Raw genomic sequence first — 18,109 nt, 5'->3', positions numbered from 1 at the left:
GCGGCAGCATGCAGTTCGCTCTGAACGAGGATCAGGTCGCGGTTCGCGATATGGCGTTGGCGTTTGCGGCGGAGAAGATCGCGCCGCACGCGTTGCGCTGGGACGAGGAGAAGCATTTCCCCGTCGACGTGATGCGCGAAGCTGCAGCCCTCGGCATGGGCGGCATCTACATCCGCGAGGATGTCGGCGGCTCCGCCATGACGCGGTTCGACGCCGCGTTGATCTTCGAGGCGCTGGCGACGGGCTGTCCGACCACCTCGGCCTTCATTTCCATCCACAACATGGCGAGCTGGATGATCGATGCCTTCGGCAGCGACACCCAGCGCCACAAATGGCTGCCGAAACTCTGCAGCATGGAGCTGATCGCCAGCTACTGCCTGACCGAGCCGGGCGCCGGCTCGGACGCGGCGGCGCTGCGCACCCGTGCGGTGCGCGACGGCGATCATTACGTCCTCAACGGCCAGAAGCAGTTCATCTCCGGCGCCGGCGGCACCGATCTGCTGGTCGCGATGGTGCGCACCGGCGGCGATGGCCCGGGCGGCATCTCGACGCTCGTCATCGATGGCAAGACGCCGGGCGTGTCCTTTGGCGCCAATGAGCGCAAGATGGGCTGGAACGCGCAGCCGACCCGCGCGGTGATGTTCGAGAACGCCCGCGTGCCGGTCGAGAACCGCCTGAGCGAGGAGGGCGTCGGCTTCAAGATCGCGATGGCCGGCCTCGACGGCGGCCGCCTCAACATCACGGCTTGCTCGCTCGGCGGCGCGGAGACCGCGCTCGACAAGGCGCGCGCCTACATGAAGGAGCGCAAGGCGTTCGGAAAGCGCCTTGACGAATTCCAGGCGCTGCAGTTCCGCCTCGCCGACATGGCGATCGAGCTCGAGGCTGCGCGCACCTTCCTGTGGCGCGCTGCCGCCGCGCTCGACCGCAAGGATCCTGATGCCACCATGCTGTGCGCGATGGCAAAGCGCTTCGGCACCGATGTCGGCTTCGAGGTCGCCAACCACGCGCTGCAGCTTCACGGCGGCTACGGCTATCTGAGCGAATACGGCATCGAGAAGATCGTGCGCGATCTGCGCGTGCACCAGATCCTCGAAGGCACCAATGAAATCATGCGGCTCATCGTGGCGCGCAAATTGATCGAGGGCGCGCGATGAGTTCAGTGGAAGAGGGCGATCTCATCGTTCGCCGCGAGGGCGCGGCGGGCGTGATCCGGCTCAACCGGCCCAAGGCGATCAACGCCATGACGCTGGAGATGTCCAAGGGCATCGACGCGGCGCTCGACCGCTTCGAGACCGATCCTGAGGTCGCGGTCATCATCCTGGAAGGCGCCGGCGAGCGCGGCCTTTGCGCCGGCGGCGACATCCGCGGCCTTTGGGAGAGCTCGCGCGGAGGCGGCGACCTCGGCGCGCGGTTCTGGCGCCAGGAATACGTCATGAACGCGCGGATCGCGAAATATCCGAAGCCGTATGTCGCATTCATGGATGGCCTGGTCATGGGCGGCGGCGTCGGGCTGTCAGGCCATGCCAGCCATCGCGTCGTCACCGATCGCACCAAACTGGCGATGCCCGAGGTCGGCCTCGGCTTTTTCCCCGATGTCGGCGGCACCTGGCTGCTGTCGCGCTCGCCTGGCGAGATCGGCACCTATTTTGGCCTGACCGGCCAGACCATGAATGGGCCGGACGCGATCCACGCAAAATTCGCGGATGCCGTGGTGCCGGCCGCAAAGTGGCCGGAGCTGCGCGAGGCGCTGACGAAGGTTAGCCCTGGCGTAACAGCAGCCGACGTCACCAAGCTCATCAACGGCTTTGCGACTCGTGATGCCGCGGGACCGGTCGCCGCGAAGGAGCCTGTTATCGATGCGCTGTTCGGCTTCGACCGCATGGAAGACATTTTTGCGGCGCTCAAGCGCGATGGTTCGGAATTCGCGCTGGCGACGCTGAAGACGCTCAACGAGAAATCCCCGCGCGGCATGGTGGTGACGCTGAAGCTGCTGCGGCTCGCGCGTACCGCGTCGAGCCTCGAAGAGTGCCTGGTGCGCGAATATCGCGCCGCGCTGGAGGTGTTCCGCAGCGACGATTTCCGCGAGGGCGTGCGCGCCGCCGTGATCGACAAGGACCGCAGTCCGACCTGGTCGCCGCCCCGCGTCGAGGACGTGACGCCGCAGATGCTGGCGCCGTATCTTGCCGAGATCGGCGCTGACGAGCTGACGTTCAACTAACAACGCTATAGCGGAGGATACGAAGATGGCCACGATCGCATTCATTGGTCTGGGCAACATGGGCGGCCCGATGGCGGCCAACCTCGTCAAGGCCGGCCACAAGGTTGTCGCGTTCGACCTCGTCGAAGCCTCCCGCGCGCAAGCCAAGGCCGACGGTGCCGGCATCGCCGACAGCGCCGCGGGCGCGGTGAAGGGCGCCGATGTCGTCGTCACCATGCTCCCCGCAGGCAAGCATGTGCTCGGCGTCTGGAACGAGGTCGTCCCCGCCATGACCAAGGGCACGCTGATCATCGATAGCTCGACCATCGACGTCGAGAGCGCGCGGCAGGCGCATGCGCTGGCCGCCAAGAACGGCGTGCTCTCGGTCGATGCACCGGTCTCCGGCGGCACCGGCGGCGCCAAGGGCGCGACGCTCACCTTCATGTGCGGCGGTGAGGAGAATGCGTTCGCGGCGGCAAAGCCGGTGCTGGAGAAGATGGGCAAGAAGATCGTCCATTGCGGCGGCGCCGGCGCAGGGCAGGCGGCCAAGATCTGCAACAACATGATCCTCGGCATTTCCATGATCGCGGTGAGCGAAGCCTTTGCGCTCGGCGAGAAGCTCGGTCTCTCGCACCAGGCGCTGTTCGACGTCGCCTCGACCTCGTCGGGCCAGTGCTGGTCGCTGACGACCTATTGCCCGGTTCCGGGCCCGGTGCCGACCTCGCCGGCCAACAACGACTACAAGCCGGGCTTCGCCTCGGCGCTGATGGTGAAGGACCTGACCCTGGCGCAGGACGCCGCCAAGGCCGCGGGCGCGGCGACGCCGCTCGGCAAGCATGCGCAGGAGATCTATCAGTCTTTCGACGCAGCCGGCCAAGGCGGGGTGGATTTTTCCGGAATTATCAAGCACGTTCGCGGCCTCGCTGGAAAATAGCGGGGCTTCGTAGCCCGGATGGAGCGAAGCGAAATCCGGGATAGTTCCGTTCGGGGCCCTGGCTGGCCCCGATTGCGCTTCGCTCCATCCGGGCTACGCTCGAAGATCAATTCGACGGGCTCTGATCATGACGACATTTCTGGAAGCGCGCGCGTTTCTGCTGCAGCACCGCATGGACTACGAGACGGCGGTCAGAGACTTCCGCTGGCCCGATCCAGCTCCCTTCAACTGGGCGCTCGACTGGTTCGACGCCGAGTTGGCGACGAATGCGGACAGCAAGGATCGGCCCGCGCTCTGGATCGTCGATGCTGCGCAGGACAAGCAGACAAAGCTGTCCTTCGCGGCGCTCTCGCAGCGCTCCAACCAGGTCGCCAACTTCCTGCGCGCGCAGGGCCTGAAGCGCGGCGATCACCTGTTGCTGCTGCTCGGCAATGTAGTTCCGCTGTGGGAGACGATGCTCGCGGCGATGAAGCTCGGTGTCGTCGTCATTCCCGCAACCACGCTGCTCACCGCCGACGAGCTGCGCGACCGGCTTGATCGCGGCAAGGCGAGGGCGGTGGTCGCCGCGCACGATCAGGTCGCGAAATTCGCAAGCCTCGGTGCCGAGAATATCGTGCGCATCGTGGTGGGCGCCGCCTCTGAAGGCTGGCTCGCCTATGACGAGGCAGCGAAAGCGCCGGAGCGTTTTGCGCCCGACGGTGTGACCAAGGCCGACGACCCGATGCTGCTCTATTTCACCTCAGGCACCACGGCAAAGCCAAAGCTGGTGCGGCACAGCCAGCGCAGCTATCCGGTCGGTCATCTCTCCACCATGTACTGGATCGGGCTCAAGCCCGGCGACGTCCATCTCAACATCTCCTCGCCCGGCTGGGCCAAGCACGCCTGGAGCAGCTTCTTCGCGCCGTGGAATGCGGGCGCGACCGTGTTCGTGGTCAACCAGCCGCGCTTCGATGCGAAAGGTCTGCTCGCCACCATCGGCCGCTGCGGCGTCACCACGCTGTGTGCGCCGCCGACGGTGTGGCGGCTGTTCATCCAGGAGAACCTGGCCTCGTTCAACGTCGCCCTTCGCGAAGTCTGCGGCGCCGGCGAGCCGCTCAATCCTGAGGTGATCGACCAGGTGCAGGCCGCCTGGGGGCTCACCATCCGCGACGGCTACGGCCAGACCGAAACCACCGCGCTTGCCGGCAACTCGCCGGGGCAAAAGATCAAGGTCGGCTCGATGGGCCGGCCGCTGCCGGGATATCGCGTGCAGGTGAGTGACGCTGATGGCCATCCGGCCAAGGAAGGCGAGGTGGCGCTGCTGCTCGGCGCCGATCGTCCCGCCGGTCTGATGCAGGGCTATCAGGGCGACGACGGAAAACTGTCCGGCGCGGACGGCGCGCTCTATCGCAGCGGTGACGTCGTCTTCGAGGACGAGGACGGCTATCTCACCTTCGTCGGACGCTCCGACGACGTGTTCAAATCATCCGACTACCGCATCAGTCCGTTCGAGCTGGAAAGCGTGCTGCTCGAGCACGAGCTGGTGGCGGAAGCCGCTGTCGTGCCGAGTCCCGATCCCATCAGGCTCGCGATCCCCAAGGCCTTCGTGCTGCTGACCTCGGGCGCGGAGCGGACGCCGGAGACGGCGCTCTCCATCTTCAAGCACCTGCACACGCGCCTTGCGCCGTTCAAGCGCATCCGCCGGCTAGAAATCGTGACTGAGCTGCCGAAGACGATCTCTGGCAAAATCCGCCGGGTGCAGCTACGACGGCTTGAACGCGACGATGATCGCAACGATCCGCTGCGCGGCCGGGAATTCCGCGAGGAGGATTTTCCGGAGCTGCCGAAAACAAGAAGTGAGACCTGAAACGATATGAACGAAGTCTGGAAGAAGCCGCCGATTTCCCTCGAAGCCTATCAGGCCATGGTCGGCAAGGAGATCGGCGGATCGTCGTGGCACCTGATCGACCAGCCCCGCATCGACGCCTATGCCGACGTGATCGAGGATCACCAATTCATCCACGTCGATCCTGAAAGAGCCAGGAAGGAAACGGCGTTCGGCACCACGATCGCGCACGGGTTCCTGACGATGTCGCTGCTGTCGATCATGTCCTACGAGGTGATGCCCGCGGTTGCGGGCGCCACGATGGGGGTGAACTACGGTTTCGACAAGCTGCGCTTCATCTCCCCGGTGCGCTCGGGCAAGCGCGTCCGCGGCCGGTTCGTGCTGGCCGAAGCCAAGCTGCGCAAGCCAAGCGAATTCCAGACTCGCACCAACGTCACGGTGGAGATCGAAGGTGAAGACAAGCCCGCGCTGGTCGCGGAGTGGCTAGGGCTGACCTATTTCGCCTGAGGCGGGCCGCCATGGCCGGGCTTGACCCGGCCATCTATCGCTGCTCAAAAGCTGTCCAAATCGATGCGGAGCCCTCTAACCCTCTCCCCTTGTGGAGAGGGTGGCTTCGCGAAAGCGAAGCCGGGTGAGGGGTCTCTCTCCACGATCTCTACTGCGGCGACATACCCCTCATCCGGCGCTTCGCGCCACCTTCTCCCACAAGGGGAGAAGGAAGAAGAAGCAGGAACTGCAAAATGGCAATCAGGTTCGACGGACGCGTCGCCATCGTCACCGGCGCGGGCAATGGTCTCGGCAAGGCGCATGCACTGGGGCTCGCCAGCCGCGGCGCCAAGGTCGTCGTCAACGATTTCGGCGGCGCGCGCGACGGCACCGGCGGCTCGCTCTCGCCGGCGGAGGCCGTGGTCGAGGAGATCCGGAAAGCGGGCGGCACCGCGATGGCCGACGGCGCCGACGTCTCGAATTTCGAGCAGGTCACCGCCATGGTCGAGCGCGCCACCAAGGAGTGGGGCAGCGTCGATCTGATGTGCGCCAATGCCGGCATCTTGCGCGACAAGTCGTTCGGCAAGATGGAGCCTGCCGATTTCCAGAAGGTGCTCGACGTGCATCTCGTCGGTACCTTCTACTGCTGCAAGGCAGCCTGGGCCGGCATGCGCGACCGCAATTACGGTCGCATCGTGCTGACGACCTCGTCCTCCGGTCTCTACGGCAATTTCGGCCAGGCCAATTACGGCGCGGCCAAGTCCGGCATGGTCGGCCTGATGAACGTGCTTGCGGAAGAGGGCCGCAAGACCAACATCCGCGTCAACATCATCTCGCCGACGGCGGCGACCCGTATGACCGAGGAGCTGCTGCCGCCGCAGGCGCTGCAGCTGATGAAGCCGAACGCGATCACGCCCGCGGTCGAGTACATGCTGAGCGAGGACGCGCCGACCCGCACCATCATGGGCGCCGGTGCAGGATCGTTCGCGGTCATCAAGATCCTGGAGAGCGAAGGCATCAACCTGCCGGAAGCTGAATGGACGCCCGACGCGATCGCCGCGCATTTCGCCGAGATCAGCGACATGTCGAAGGCCAGGGCGTTGCAGGGTGCGTTCGAGCAGACGCAGAAATATGTCGCGCAGGCCGCGGCGCGGGCAGGGATCAAGCTCTGAGGCCGTCATTCCGGGGCGATGCGAAGCATCGAGTCCGGAATCCATCGCGCCACCGTCTCTGCCGCTCCATGGATTCCGGGTTCGCGCCGCGCGCGCCCCGGAATGACGCTGTTTCCGGCGCGAGAATCTGCCCTAAACTCCCGCCATGACCTCACGTGACACCCACATCGCCGTCATCGGTGCCGGCCCCGCCGGCTTGATGGCGGCGGAGGAGCTGGCGCAGGGAGGCGTCCGCGTTACCATCTACGACGCCATGCCGTCCGCGGGCCGCAAATTCCTGATGGCGGGCCGGGGCGGGCTCAATCTCACCCATAGCGAGCAGCTAGCAGAGTTCCTCACCCGTTACCGCGAGGCGCTGCCGCATCTGCGCGCCGCGGTCGAGGCGTTTCCGCCCGATGCGCTGCGCGACTGGAGCGCAGGCCTGGGGCAAATCACCTTCGTCGGCAGCAGCGGGCGGGTGTTTCCAAAGACGTTCAAGGCCTCGCCCTTGCTGCGTGCCTGGCTGCGGCGGCTGGATGCGTCGGGCGTGCAATTCGCGTTCCGGCATCGCTGGACCGGCTGGGATGCGGAGGGGCGGCTCCAGTTCCAAACGGCTGATGGCCCGCGTGCCATCGCCGCCGGCGCAACGGTGCTGGCGCTCGGTGGCGCGAGCTGGCCGCGGCTCGGATCGGATGGTGCGTGGGTCGATTATCTTGCCGCGAAAGGTGTTGCCATCTCGAAGCTTCGGCCCGCGAACTCGGGCTTCACTGTCGCCTGGTCCGACGTTTTCCGTGATCGTTTTGAGGGCCAGCCGCTCAAGGGTGTGGCGCTGTCGGTCGGTGTGTACACGATCCGCGGCGAGGCGATGATCACGCGCGCCGGCATCGAGGGCGGCGCGATCTACGCGCTATCGGCCGAGTTGCGCGAGGCGGTGCTGGGTCTCGGGCAGGCAACGCTGACCATTGCATTGCGGCCGGATCTCACCACTGCGGCGCTGACCACGCGCCTGTCAGGCACGCGCGGCAAGCAATCGCTGGCAAACTTCCTGCGCAAGGCCGCGCAATTGTCACCTGTCGGCATCGGGCTGATGCAGGAGGCGGCCATTGCATCCGGCCGGTCGCTGGCAACGCTGTCGCCGGCGGAGCTGGCGCATCTGGTGAATGCGATTCCGGTTCAGCTCAGCGGTGTTGCGCCGATCGATCGCGCGATCTCGACCGCGGGCGGGATCGCCTTCGACGAGCTCGACGAAAACTTCATGCTACGCAAATTGCCCGGCGTATTCGCCGCCGGCGAGATGCTGGACTGGGAAGCCCCGACCGGCGGCTATCTGCTCCAGGCCTCGTTCGCGACCGGGGCTGCGGCGGGCAGGGGTATGCTGGAGTGGTTGAAGCGCTCGTAGAACGCCGTCGCCCTTCGAGGGCCGCTGAAGAAGCGGCCACCTCAGGGTGACGGCTACGAGAGAGCGCGGTCTCACCCCAAGCATGGCTCAAGAGAGAGCGTCATCCTGAGGTGCGAGTGGCGCGATGCAAAGCATCGCGCCGGGAGCCTCGAAGGATGTGCGGGCGCTGAACCGCCTACCGCAGCTTCCCCCGCGCCGCCACCGGCAGGGTGCCGATGATCTCCTCGCCGCGGACCATCACGACTTCGTCCATCATGTTGACGACGACGCAGACGTGGTTCGGCACGATGCGGACGATGTCGCCGACGTTGGGCCGTGTGTTGCTGCGGGAGAGGTCGAGGAAGCCGTGCTCCTCGGCGAACTTCGCTATCTTGGCTTCGGGATGCTCCAGGATCAGGCCATGGCCGTCGAGGCCGCCGGTATCCGTCGTCAGCGTCTTCGAGCCGGCATCGAGAATGCCGCGCTCGGGCGCGGCACGGCTGACCACGGTCGAATAGATATGCAGCGCGCAGTCGTCCCAGGTCGCCGAGCCGGCCGCGACCTGCATGCGGTCGTTGTAGATGTAGGTGCCGAAGCGATGCTCAGTGCCGCCCTTGAGCTTGCCGATATTGACGAGGTTCGGCGTGCCCCCGGTCGAGACGATTTTTGCGTCCAGCCCGTGCGCGCGGACGCCGACCAGCGCCTCGTCGAAGAACTTCTGCGCATCGCCCCAGCCGGTCTCGGTCGGGTAGAGCATGAAACCGGCGAACTCCAATCCCTTGGAGGCTGCGATCTCGCGCGCCAGCGCGATCGCCTCCGCCGGCGTCTCGACGCCCGCGCGCTTGCGGCCCGTGTCGCACTCGACGACGACCGAGAGCGGACGGCCCGAGGCCGCGGCGGCCTTCGGCAGGCCCGCAACGACGGTCGAATTGTCGGCGGCGACCGTCATCCTGGTCTTGGCATTCAGCGCGCCGAGACGCGCCATCTTTTCCTCGCCCAGCAGATTGTAGCTGATCAGGATGTCGTCGATGCCGGCATTGGCCATGATCTCGGCCTCGCCGATCTTCTGGCAGGTGATGCCCTTGGCGCCGGCCGCGACCTGCATCTTGGCGATGGTCGGATTCTTGTGCGTCTTGATGTGCGGCCGGTTGGCAACGCCGGCGTCATCGCAGGCCTTCTGGATGCGCGCGATGTTGCGCTCGACCCTGTCCATGTCGATGACGGCGCAGGGCGTGCCATATTCACGGGCGATTTTTGCGGCGAGGGGAGTGGTCATTGGCTCTCTCTATTTTCGGCCCCGTAGGATGGGTAGAGCGAAGCGAAACCCATCAGGACCAATTCCCGTTACGCGATGGGTTTCGCTGCGCTCTACCCATCCTACGATCTATGCTTGCTCGATCTCTTCTCTCAACATTTCAAGTTCGAGCCAGCGTTCTTCGGCGGTGGATAGTTCTTCATGCGCCTTGGCGATGGCGGCCGACGTGTCGTCGAATTTCTTGCGATCTTTCGCATAGAGATTGGGATCGTCGAGCACCCGCTGCAGCTTGGCAATGTTCGCCTGCAGCGTTTCCATCTTCTTCGGCAGCGTTTCCAGCGCGTGCTTCTCGTTGAAGCTCAGCTTGCGCTTCGGCGCGGAGGCGGGCGCAGCCGTGCGCTCCTCTTTCTTCTCCGCAACCGGCTGCGCCTTCGCGGTCTCGCGCTTCAGATCCGCGCCGCGCTGCGCCAGCATGTCGCTGTAGCCGCCGGCATATTCGATCCACTTGCCGTTACCCTCGGGCGCGATCACGGAGGTGACGACGCGGTCGAGGAAGTCGCGGTCATGGCTGATCAGGATGACCGTGCCCTCGTAGTCGCCGAGCATCTCTTCGAGCACGTCGAGCGTTTCGAGGTCGAGATCGTTGGTCGGCTCGTCCAGCACCAGCAGGTTCGAGGGCTTGGCCAGCGCGCGCGCCAGCATCAGCCGGCCGCGCTCGCCACCCGAGAGCACCTCCACCGGCGTGCCGCGCTGCTCCTGGGCGAACAGGAAGTCCTTCATGTAGCCGACCACATGCTTCGGCTTGCCACCGACCATGATCTGGTCGCCACGGCCGCCGGTCAGCGCCTCGGCCAGCGTCGATTTGGGATCGAGGCTTTCGCGGTGCTGGTCGAGCGTGGCCGTCTCCAGATTGGCGCCCAGTCGCACGATGCCGGAATCAGGCTGCGCGCCGCCGCTGAGCAGATTGACCAGCGTGGTCTTGCCGGCGCCGTTCGGGCCGATGATGCCGAGCCGGTCGCCGCGCTGGATGCGGGTCGAGAAATTCTCGACGATCTTGCGCTCGCCATAGGCTTTGGTGATGCCCTTCGCCTCGATCACCAGCTTGCCGGATTGCTCGGCTTCGGCGGCGGCGAGCGAGGCGCTGCCGGCGGTGCCGCGATAGTTGCGGCGCTGGTCGCGCAGCGTATGCAGATTGGCGAGCCGCTTGACGTTGCGTTTGCGCCGGCCGGAGACGCCGTGACGCAGCCAGTGCTCCTCGTCGACGATCTTGCGGTCGAGCTTGTGCTGGTCGCGCTCTTCCTCCGCCAGCACCTCATCGCGCCAGCTCTCGAACGAAGCAAAGCCGCGGTCGATCTGCTTGATCTTGCCGCGGTCGAGCCAGGCGGTTGAGCGCGACAGATTGGTGAGGAAGCGGCGGTCGTGGCTGATGATCACCAGCGCGCTGCGTCGGCTGTCGAGCTCCTGCTCCAGCCATTCGATGGTGGCGAGATCGAGATGGTTGGTCGGCTCGTCCAGCAGCAAAATGTCGGGCGAGGGCGCGAGCACATAGGCCAGCGCCGCGCGGCGGGCCTCGCCGCCCGAGAGATTATGCGGGTCCTCATCGCCGGTGAGGCCAAGCTGCTCCAGCAGATAACGCGCCTGGTGCTGGTCGTCGCCGGGGGCGAGCCCGGACTCGACATAGGCCAGCGTGGTCTTGTGCTCGCCGAAATCGGGCTCCTGCGGCAGATAGCGGACGGTCGCGCCCGGCTGCACGAAGCGCGTGCCGCCGTCGGGCTCGACCAGGCCGGCCGCGATCTTCAGCAGCGTCGACTTGCCCGAGCCGTTGCGGCCGATCAGGCAGACGCGCTCGCTCGGCGCGACGTTGAGCTCGACGCCTGACAGCAGCGGCGTCCCGCCGAAGGTGAGCTTGATGTCTTTGAGTTGGATCAGCGGGGGCGCCATGATCAGCCTTGACCCAAATTCTGGCTCGTAGCGGCCTGGTCAGCGCGGCGGCGCTGGATCCGGCGCAACGTCTGGTCGAGCGCCGAGAGGAAGGCAGAGCGGTCGCGCGGCGAGAACGAGCGCGGGCCGCCGGTGACTTCGCCGGCCGAACGCAGATCCGTCATCAAATTGCGGACCGCCAGCGTCATGCCGATCGACTCTTCCGTGAACGGCTTGCCGTTCGGCGCGATCACGTCGGCGCCGGCCTTCACGCAGCGGCTCGCCAGCGGAATGTCGGAGGTGATGACGACGTCACCCGGCCTGGCGCGTTCGGCGATCCAGTCGTCGGCCGCGTCCATGCCGCTACCTGCGGCAATGCGCTCGATCAGGGGATCGTGGGGCACGCGGATGAAGTTGCCGGCGACGACGCTCACGGGCACGCCGTGGCGGAGCGCGACGCGGTAAATCTCGTCCTTCACGGGACAGGCGTCGGCGTCGACATAGATGCGGGTGGGGGTGTCAGTCATTCGCCGCGTGGTACCCCATTCGGGCCCTAAAGGCGAGGGGATTGACCGATGTTCCCGGGGGCCTACGATCGGTCCCGAAACAACAAGAATACAGGGAATATGCCCCATGCCGAACCGGCTCGAAACCTGGCGCGTCGAGGCCTACAACACCGCCAAACAGTCCGAAAACAAGATGCATGACGACACGGTGGCGCGCCGCTTCGGCTTTTCCGGCGGGCTGGTGCCGGGCGTCGACGTCTTCGCCTACATGATGCACGTGCCGGTGGCGCGCTGGGGCCGCGATTTCCTGTCCCGCGGGCTGGTCGAGGCGCGCTTCATCAAGCCGGTCTATGACGGCGAGACCGCCGATGTCGATGCGACCGAGCACAACGGCCTGCTGACGATTGAGGTCTTCAGCCGCACCGAGCTGTGTGCCACCGGGACGGCCTCGCTGCCGGCGGCGGCGCCGGTGGTGTCGTTGAGCGATTATGTCGAGACCCCCGTTGTGGCCGAGCGCAAGCCGGTCAGCCCCGCGACGTTCGAAATGGGCAAATGGCTCGGCACCACGCCGCGCCGCTGGGCCGGGCAGGACGCCGCCGATTATCTCACTGACGTCAGGGAGACCGATCCGGTTTTCGTGCGCGAGGGGCTCGGCCATCCCGGCCTGATCCAGCGCGTGATGAACCGCGTGCTGGTGGACAACACGATTTTGGGCCCGTGGATCCATGTCGGCAGCCGCATGCAGCTCCTGTCAGCCGCACGCGCCGGTGACGAGATCACCGCGCGGGCGAAAGTCACCGCGAATTACGAAAAGAAGGGCCACCGCTTCGTCGAGCTCGACGCTCTCGTCGTCGCCAACGGCACGACGCCGATCGCGCACTGCCAGCACACCGCGATCTACCAGCCGCGCGAGCAGGCGGCGGCTTAAGAGCGGGAAGAGGCACTCTGCGTCCTCACACCCGCTGTCATGCCCCGCGAAGGCGGGGCATCCAGTACGCCGCGGCCTATCCGAGAATCACTACTGTCTCGGAGTACTGGGCGGCCCGGTCAAGCCGGGCGACGACAGTTGTGGGTGCGGAAGCGGCGTAGGCGCAGGCTGCACCCTCAACCGGCCTCGCTCTATCCGAGGCGCTGCAATTCCGCGACGGCAGCGACGTGCTCGTTGAACCATGGCGGGCACGCCTGGGTGGCCGCCTGCAATGCCGTCCTTGCTTCGGCGTGATCGCCCTGGAGCAGGTGCCATTGTCCGAGATAGAAGTGGGCCTCACCGATTTCCTCGGGCGTGCCGGCGGCCGCGATCGTCGAGTCGGCCGAGAGCCGTCCGAGGTAAAGTCCGACGGCCGCGGACGGCCAATGCCAGATTCTCACCTTGCTTGCGTCCGCCTCCAGCGCCGCTGAGGCATTCGCGCCCGCCCTGGCACGCGCTAGATGCAGAAACAACAGAGCATAGGTGTCGTTCCCGATCTCGAAGGCGCGTTGCAGGTCAGGGACGGCGGCCTTGAAATCTCCGCGACAGAAGAGTGTCACTCCGCGGAGCATCAGATGGCTGGCCTCACGAGGCGCCAAATCAACCGCTGTCGTCAGGCTGCGAATGGAGCCGTCGAAGTCTTGTCTGAACAGACTGACCGCACCGAGTTCCGCGTGGGCAATTGCGAGGCGCGGGGACAGGGCAATGGCCGCGAGCTGATCCGCGAGGGCGCGATCGAAATCGCCCAGCAGTTTCCAGGAAACCCCGCGACTGGAATAGGCGGCCGCTGTCTTCGGAGCGATGGCAATGGCCTTGTCAAAGTCGCCGATCGAACCGCGGTAGTCGCCCATTCCCTGCTGGGCCACGCCCCGGTCATGATAGGCGGCGGGGTTGGCAGGGTCGAACGTCAGGACCTTGCTGAGGCACTCCGCGGCGCGATCGAATCTGCCGCGCCGCGCGGCGGCGTCGGCCTGGAAATAGTGGAAGATGATCTTCAGTCGTCGCAGCATGCCGTCACTGCCAAGGGTCGAATGTCGGGCGGCGACGCGTCGCCGCCCTGATCGTGCGGCTGAAGATCTGCCCTACGCCGCCTTGCCCTTCGCATCCTGAATCGCGCGCCACACCCGCTCCGGGGTCAAGGGCATGTCGATGTGCTTGATGCCGTAGTCGGAGAGCGCATCGACCACCGCGTTCACCACCGTGGACAGGCTGCCGGCGCAGCCGGCTTCGCCGCAGCCCTTGCTGCCGAGCGGATTGGTGGTGGCCGGCACCGGGTGATCGCCGACTTCCATGAACGGGACGTCCTCGGCGCGCGGCAGCGCATAGTCCATTAACGAGCCGGTGATCGGCTGGCCGCTCTCGTCGTAGCGGACGTGCTCCATCAGCGCCTGGCCGATGCCCTGGACGACGCCGCCATGGAGCTGGCCCGCGACCAGCATCGGGTTGATCACCGTGCCGAAATCGTTGACGGCGCTGTAACGCACGATCTGCACCACGCCGGTATCGGGATCGATCTCGACCTCGGCGACGTGGCAGCCGTTCGGGAAGGCCGAGGCGACCGGTTCGCTGGTGTGATCGACATCGAGGCTATCAGGCACGCCCTCCGGCATCTTGCCGTCATGCAGGCGCTTGGCCAGCTCCATGATGTCGATGCTGCGATCGGTGCCGGCAATCGTGAAGCTGCCGTCGGCGAACTCGATGTCGGCCTCGGACGCCTCCAGCATGTGCGCGGCGGCGCGCTTGCCCTTTTCGATCACGAGCTTCGAGGCCCCGACGATGGCCTGACCGCTGGCGGTGATCGAGCGCGAGCCGCCGGTGCCGTTGCCGGTATGGACGATGTCGCTGTCGCCCTGCACTAGCTTCACGCTCTCGAAGGGCACGCCAAGCTGCTGGCACAGCACCTGCGCGAATGGGGTAGCGTGGCCCTGGCCGTAATCGAGCGTGCCGGTGATGAGCTGCACGGTGCCGTCAGGATCGAACACGATCTTGCCGAGCTCGACGCTCGGCGGCGCCGTGACCTCGAGATAGGAGCCGACCGCGATACCGCGCAGCTTGCCGGCCTTCTTGCTCTCCTTCTTGCGCTTGGCGAAGTTCTCGTGGTCGGAGATTTCGAGCGCCTTGTTGAACACGGCCTGGAAGTCGCCGCTGTCATAGGTGACGCCCGAGGAGGCCGCGAACGGCATCTGGTTCTGCTTGATGAAGTTGCGCTTGCGCATCGTCAGGCGGTTGATGCCCATCTCGTCGGCGGCGCGGTCGATCAGGCGTTCCATGTAGTAGTTGGCCTCGGGCCGGCCGGCGCCGCGATAGGCGCCCATCAGCGTGGTGTTGGTCAGCACCGTCTTGATGTCCACGCCCATTAGCGGCGTGCGGTAGACGCTGGAAAAATTCTTGCCGGTGTTGAGCGAGAGCGGGCCGGGCGCAACGCCGGTGATGTAGGCGCCGAGATTGCCGTAGCCGGAGAGTTTCGCCGCGAGGAAGTGCCCCTCGGCATCGAGCGCGAGCTCGGCATGGATCTTCTGCGCGCGGCCATGGCTGTCGGAGAGGAAGCTGGTGGAGCGCTCGTCCAGCCACTTCACCGGTTTTCCAAGCTCCTTCGCCGCGTACAGGATGCACATGTATTCGGGATAGTTGACGTTCTTCATGCCGAAGGAGCCGCCGACATTGCCGGTGAGGATGCGCACCTTGTCGTTCGGCACCTTCAGGTTCTTGGCGAGGTTGGCGCGGTTGCCCGCGACGCCTTGCGTCGGCATCTGGATGATGTAGCGCTCGGTCTTCTTGTCGTAGGAGGCGAACCCCACGCGCGGCTCCATCGAGACCACGGCAACGCGGGTGTTCTCAATGTCGATCTTCGTGACGTGGGCGGCACCGGCGAAGGCGGCATTGACCTTGTCCATGTCGCCGTAGTGGTAGTCGAGCGCGACGTTGTTGGGGATGTGGTCGTAAAGCTGCGGCGCGCCGGGCTTGGCGGCTTCCTCGGGATCGGTCACCGCGGGCAGGGGCTCGATATCGAGCTCGACCGCCTCGGCCGCATCGCGCGCCTGGGCCAGCGTGTCGGCGACCACGAAGGCGACGGGATCGCCGACGAAGCGAACTTTGTCGGTCGCGAGCGGCTGGCGGTTGGTCTGGAGCAGGGGCGAGCCGTCGCGGTTCTTCAGCGGCAGACCGCAGGTGAAGGGGCCGTAGCCGGCGGCATCGAGGTCCTTGCCGGTCCACACTCCCAGCACGCCCGGCATCGCCCTGGCGGCATCGGTGCCGATGCCGCGGATCACGCCATGGGCATGGGTGGAGCGGACGATCACGGCGTAGGCCTGGCCGGGGAGGTTGAAATCGTCGGTATAGCGGCCCTTGCCGCGCACCAGCGTGTCGTCTTCCTTGCGGCGGACCGGCTGCCCGACGCCATATTTTTGCAGTGCAATAGCGTTTTCGAGCGTGGAGGATTTGGTGTGTTCTTGCATGGAAATGACCTGAAAAGCCGGCATTTGCGCATTTTCGCGGCAGCGGGGGACCGGACCCCGTTCAGATAACCCGCCACCGCGTTCACGACAACGCACGAATGGGCATGGTCCCATGTGATGCGATGTTGCGCATACCCGCCGCGCTGCTAATGTTTCAGGCGAAAAATCAATTCCAGACCGGCCCGACCGGCCGCGGAAAGACAGTTTGTATGAATGACCACACGCGGCTCCGCGACGGCCATGTGCCGCACGGTGAGCTGGAGGGGTCGATGGCGGCGGTGGCGTTTGCCCCCGAACCGGCCGTCCCCGCGCAAGCGGGAACCGGCGTCTATGCGGCGCTGGACCTCGGCACCAACAATTGCAGGCTGTTGATCGCCTGTCCGACCAGCGATGGCTTTCGCGTGGTCGATTCCTTCTCGCGCATCATCCGGCTCGGCGAGGGCGTCTCGGCGACGGGGAACATCAGCGAGGCCGCGATCGAGCGCGCCATCGCCGCGCTCAGCATCTGCCGCGACAAGATCAACCTGCGGAAAGCGCGGCGGCTGCGGCTTATCGCGACCGAGGCCTGCCGTGCGGCCTCGAACGCCGAAGGTTTCCGCAGCCGCGTCGCGGCCGAGACCGGCATCGAGCTCGAGGTGATCGACCGCGAGACCGAGGCCTCGCTTGCCGTGCTCGGCTGTTCGCCGCTGGTCGATCCCCGGGGCAGGGGCGCGATCCTGTTCGACATCGGCGGCGGCTCGACCGAGCTGGTGCGGATCGAGCGCGATCCAGAAAACCCGGAGCCGCGCATCAAGGCCTGGATGTCGATCCCGTACGGCGTGGTCACGCTCGCCGAACAGTTCGGCGGCCGCGACGTCACGCCGGAGATCTATGCCGCGATGGAGCAGGAGGTAGCACACCACGTGGCGCCGTTCGCGGAACAGCACGGCGGCGATCTCGCCGACATGCATCTGCTCGGCACGTCCGGCACCGTGACGACGCTCGCCGGCATCCATCTCAATCTGGCGCGCTACGACCGTCGCCGCATCGATAGCATCTGGATGAACGATGCCGACATCACCGCGACCATCAACAAGCTGCTCGGCATGAGCTACGAGGACCGCGCCAACAACAGCTGCATCAGCGTCGAGCGCGCCGATCTCGTGCTGGCCGGTTGCGCCATCCTCGATGCTATCCGCCGCGCCTTCCCGCTGCCGCGCCTACGCGTCGCCGACCGGGGCCTGCGCGAAGGCATGCTGGTCGAGATGATGCGCGAGGACGGCGCGCTCAGGAGCTGGTGAGATGGCGAAAGACACCACCGGCCGCTTGCACGTCCAGGTCAAGACGGGCGGCAAGCGCAAGCTGTCGTCGAAGCTGTGGCTTGAGCGGCAGCTCAACGATCCCTATGTCGCCAAGGCCAAGGCCGCAGGCTACCGCTCGCGCGCCGCGTTCAAGCTGCTCGAGATCGACGACAAGTTTCGTCTTTTGAAGCCCGGCATGGCCGTGGTCGACCTCGGCGCTTCGCCCGGCGGCTGGAGCCAGATCGCCGCCAAGCGCGTCGGCTCGACCGAAGGCAAGGGCAAGGTCGTCGCGATCGACCTCCTGGAGATGCCCGAGATTCCCGGCGTCGATTTCGCGCAGCTCGATTTCATGGACAATAACGCGCCGGACAAGTTGACCGCGATGCTCGGCGGCGGCGCCGATATCGTGATGTCCGACATGGCCGCCAACACCACCGGCCACCGCAAGACCGACCAGCTCCGCATCGTCGGCCTGGTCGAGACCGCGGCTGCGTTTGCCTGCGATGTGCTCAAGCCCGGTGGCACGTTCCTGGCAAAAACGTTCCAGAGCGGCGCTGACGCCGATCTGCTCGCCCAGCTCAAGCGCGACTTCGCCACGGTGCGCCACGTCAAGCCCGCTGCAAGCCGGCAGGATTCGTCCGAGCGCTATGTGCTCGCGACAGGGTTTCGGGGTGGGCAGCCGGACACAAACTGACGTGTCACTCTCGCACTAACATAACATTCACATCGATAACATCTTGAGCTGGTAGATCCTT

15 protein-coding genes are annotated in these 18,109 nt (G+C 65.9%); 10 read left to right on the top strand and 5 right to left on the bottom strand.

Going from position 1 to position 18,109, the window contains the following annotated elements:
* Window positions 1-8 precede the first annotated feature (8 nt).
* The 7 genes from RAD16_RS07725 to RAD16_RS07695 all read left to right on the top strand — a co-directional run bounded on the left by RAD16_RS07725 (window position 9) and on the right by RAD16_RS07695 (window position 7,992).
* Window positions 9-1,154 carry an isobutyryl-CoA dehydrogenase gene (locus RAD16_RS07725; protein WP_458157267.1) on the top strand — a complete coding sequence of 382 codons (1,146 nt, stop codon included), beginning with the start codon at window positions 9-11 and terminating at the stop codon, window positions 1,152-1,154.
* Complete coding sequence (locus RAD16_RS07720) at window positions 1,151-2,218, top strand: enoyl-CoA hydratase/isomerase family protein (RefSeq protein ID WP_458157266.1); 1,068 nt, start codon at window positions 1,151-1,153, stop codon at window positions 2,216-2,218. The genes RAD16_RS07725 and RAD16_RS07720 overlap by 4 nt, the downstream gene beginning before the upstream one ends.
* Window positions 2,219-2,225: 7 nt before the next feature.
* Window positions 2,226-3,131 (top strand): 3-hydroxyisobutyrate dehydrogenase, encoded by a 906-nt coding sequence (gene mmsB / locus RAD16_RS07715; RefSeq protein ID WP_458157415.1) that lies wholly within the window; start codon window positions 2,226-2,228, stop codon window positions 3,129-3,131.
* Window positions 3,132-3,258: 127 nt separating this feature from the next.
* Window positions 3,259-4,977, top strand: coding sequence for an AMP-binding protein (locus RAD16_RS07710; RefSeq protein WP_458157265.1), 1,719 nt, complete (start codon window positions 3,259-3,261; stop codon window positions 4,975-4,977).
* 6 nt (window positions 4,978-4,983) lie between these two features.
* On the top strand, window positions 4,984-5,463 hold the full coding sequence (locus RAD16_RS07705) for a MaoC family dehydratase (RefSeq protein WP_458157264.1): 480 nt from the start codon (window positions 4,984-4,986) through the stop codon (window positions 5,461-5,463).
* 233 nt (window positions 5,464-5,696) lie between these two features.
* Window positions 5,697-6,614: an SDR family NAD(P)-dependent oxidoreductase gene (locus tag RAD16_RS07700; RefSeq protein WP_458157263.1), complete on the top strand. Its 918-nt coding sequence runs from the start codon at window positions 5,697-5,699 to the stop codon at window positions 6,612-6,614.
* 145 nt (window positions 6,615-6,759) lie between these two features.
* Complete coding sequence (locus RAD16_RS07695; RefSeq protein WP_458157262.1) at window positions 6,760-7,992, top strand: NAD(P)/FAD-dependent oxidoreductase; 1,233 nt, start codon at window positions 6,760-6,762, stop codon at window positions 7,990-7,992.
* Between the two features lie 175 nt (window positions 7,993-8,167).
* On the opposite strand, the gene RAD16_RS07690 is transcribed toward RAD16_RS07695, so the two are convergent.
* From RAD16_RS07690 to RAD16_RS07680, 3 genes are all read right to left on the bottom strand, one after another.
* Window positions 8,168-9,247 (bottom strand): D-TA family PLP-dependent enzyme, encoded by a 1,080-nt coding sequence (locus RAD16_RS07690; protein WP_458157261.1) that lies wholly within the window; start codon window positions 9,245-9,247, stop codon window positions 8,168-8,170.
* 108 nt (window positions 9,248-9,355) lie between these two features.
* Entirely contained in the window at window positions 9,356-11,167 is a 1,812-nt protein-coding gene (locus RAD16_RS07685; RefSeq protein ID WP_458157260.1) for an ABC-F family ATP-binding cassette domain-containing protein, read from the bottom strand.
* 2 nt (window positions 11,168-11,169) lie between these two features.
* Window positions 11,170-11,673, bottom strand: a complete 504-nt coding sequence (locus RAD16_RS07680) for a YaiI/YqxD family protein (protein ID WP_458157259.1) — start codon at window positions 11,671-11,673, stop codon at window positions 11,170-11,172.
* 106 nt (window positions 11,674-11,779) lie between these two features.
* On the opposite strand from RAD16_RS07680, the gene RAD16_RS07675 reads away from it, so the two are divergent.
* Window positions 11,780-12,580: a hypothetical protein gene (locus RAD16_RS07675; protein ID WP_458157258.1), complete on the top strand. Its 801-nt coding sequence runs from the start codon at window positions 11,780-11,782 to the stop codon at window positions 12,578-12,580.
* Between the two features lie 191 nt (window positions 12,581-12,771).
* Here the strand turns inward: RAD16_RS07675 and RAD16_RS07670 are convergent, their stop codons facing one another.
* Both RAD16_RS07670 and RAD16_RS07665 read right to left on the bottom strand, forming a co-directional pair.
* Window positions 12,772-13,629: a tetratricopeptide repeat protein gene (locus RAD16_RS07670; protein WP_458157257.1), complete on the bottom strand. Its 858-nt coding sequence runs from the start codon at window positions 13,627-13,629 to the stop codon at window positions 12,772-12,774.
* 72 nt (window positions 13,630-13,701) lie between these two features.
* Window positions 13,702-16,074 carry a xanthine dehydrogenase family protein molybdopterin-binding subunit gene (locus tag RAD16_RS07665; RefSeq protein ID WP_458157256.1) on the bottom strand — a complete coding sequence of 791 codons (2,373 nt, stop codon included), beginning with the start codon at window positions 16,072-16,074 and terminating at the stop codon, window positions 13,702-13,704.
* A 209-nt stretch (window positions 16,075-16,283) separates the two neighbouring features.
* Between RAD16_RS07665 and RAD16_RS07660 the strand changes: the two genes are divergently transcribed.
* Window positions 16,284-17,354, top strand: a complete 1,071-nt coding sequence (locus RAD16_RS07660) for a Ppx/GppA phosphatase family protein (protein ID WP_458157255.1) — start codon at window positions 16,284-16,286, stop codon at window positions 17,352-17,354.
* Between the two features lies 1 nt (window position 17,355).
* Window positions 17,356-18,048 (top strand): RlmE family RNA methyltransferase, encoded by a 693-nt coding sequence (locus tag RAD16_RS07655; protein WP_458157254.1) that lies wholly within the window; start codon window positions 17,356-17,358, stop codon window positions 18,046-18,048.
* Window positions 18,049-18,109 lie beyond the last annotated feature (61 nt).

This window comes from Bradyrhizobium sp. 18BD (assembly GCF_054185225.1).
Note: the sequence above shows the minus strand (reverse complement) of the source record. Positions and strands in the feature narration are given on the sequence as shown.

Bases quoted from the DNA above. Each gene is read 5' to 3' on its own strand.
- RAD16_RS07685 (WP_458157260.1), bottom strand. From the start codon at position 11,167: ATGGCGCCCCCGCTGATCCAACTCAAAGACATCAAGCTCACCTTCGGC.
- RAD16_RS07690 (WP_458157261.1), bottom strand. From the start codon at position 9,247: ATGACCACTCCCCTCGCCGCAAAAATCGCCCGTGAATATGGCACGCCC.
- RAD16_RS07665 (WP_458157256.1), bottom strand. From the start codon at position 16,074: ATGCAAGAACACACCAAATCCTCCACGCTCGAAAACGCTATTGCACTG.
- RAD16_RS07655 (WP_458157254.1), top strand. From the start codon at position 17,356: ATGGCGAAAGACACCACCGGCCGCTTGCACGTCCAGGTCAAGACGGGC.
- RAD16_RS07675 (WP_458157258.1), top strand. From the start codon at position 11,780: ATGCCGAACCGGCTCGAAACCTGGCGCGTCGAGGCCTACAACACCGCC.
- RAD16_RS07710 (WP_458157265.1), top strand. From the start codon at position 3,259: ATGACGACATTTCTGGAAGCGCGCGCGTTTCTGCTGCAGCACCGCATG.
- RAD16_RS07700 (WP_458157263.1), top strand. From the start codon at position 5,697: ATGGCAATCAGGTTCGACGGACGCGTCGCCATCGTCACCGGCGCGGGC.
- RAD16_RS07680 (WP_458157259.1), bottom strand. From the start codon at position 11,673: ATGACTGACACCCCCACCCGCATCTATGTCGACGCCGACGCCTGTCCC.
- RAD16_RS07720 (WP_458157266.1), top strand. From the start codon at position 1,151: ATGAGTTCAGTGGAAGAGGGCGATCTCATCGTTCGCCGCGAGGGCGCG.
- RAD16_RS07705 (WP_458157264.1), top strand. From the start codon at position 4,984: ATGAACGAAGTCTGGAAGAAGCCGCCGATTTCCCTCGAAGCCTATCAG.
- RAD16_RS07725 (WP_458157267.1), top strand. From the start codon at position 9: ATGCAGTTCGCTCTGAACGAGGATCAGGTCGCGGTTCGCGATATGGCG.
- RAD16_RS07670 (WP_458157257.1), bottom strand. From the start codon at position 13,629: ATGCTGCGACGACTGAAGATCATCTTCCACTATTTCCAGGCCGACGCC.
- RAD16_RS07695 (WP_458157262.1), top strand. From the start codon at position 6,760: ATGACCTCACGTGACACCCACATCGCCGTCATCGGTGCCGGCCCCGCC.
- RAD16_RS07660 (WP_458157255.1), top strand. From the start codon at position 16,284: ATGAATGACCACACGCGGCTCCGCGACGGCCATGTGCCGCACGGTGAG.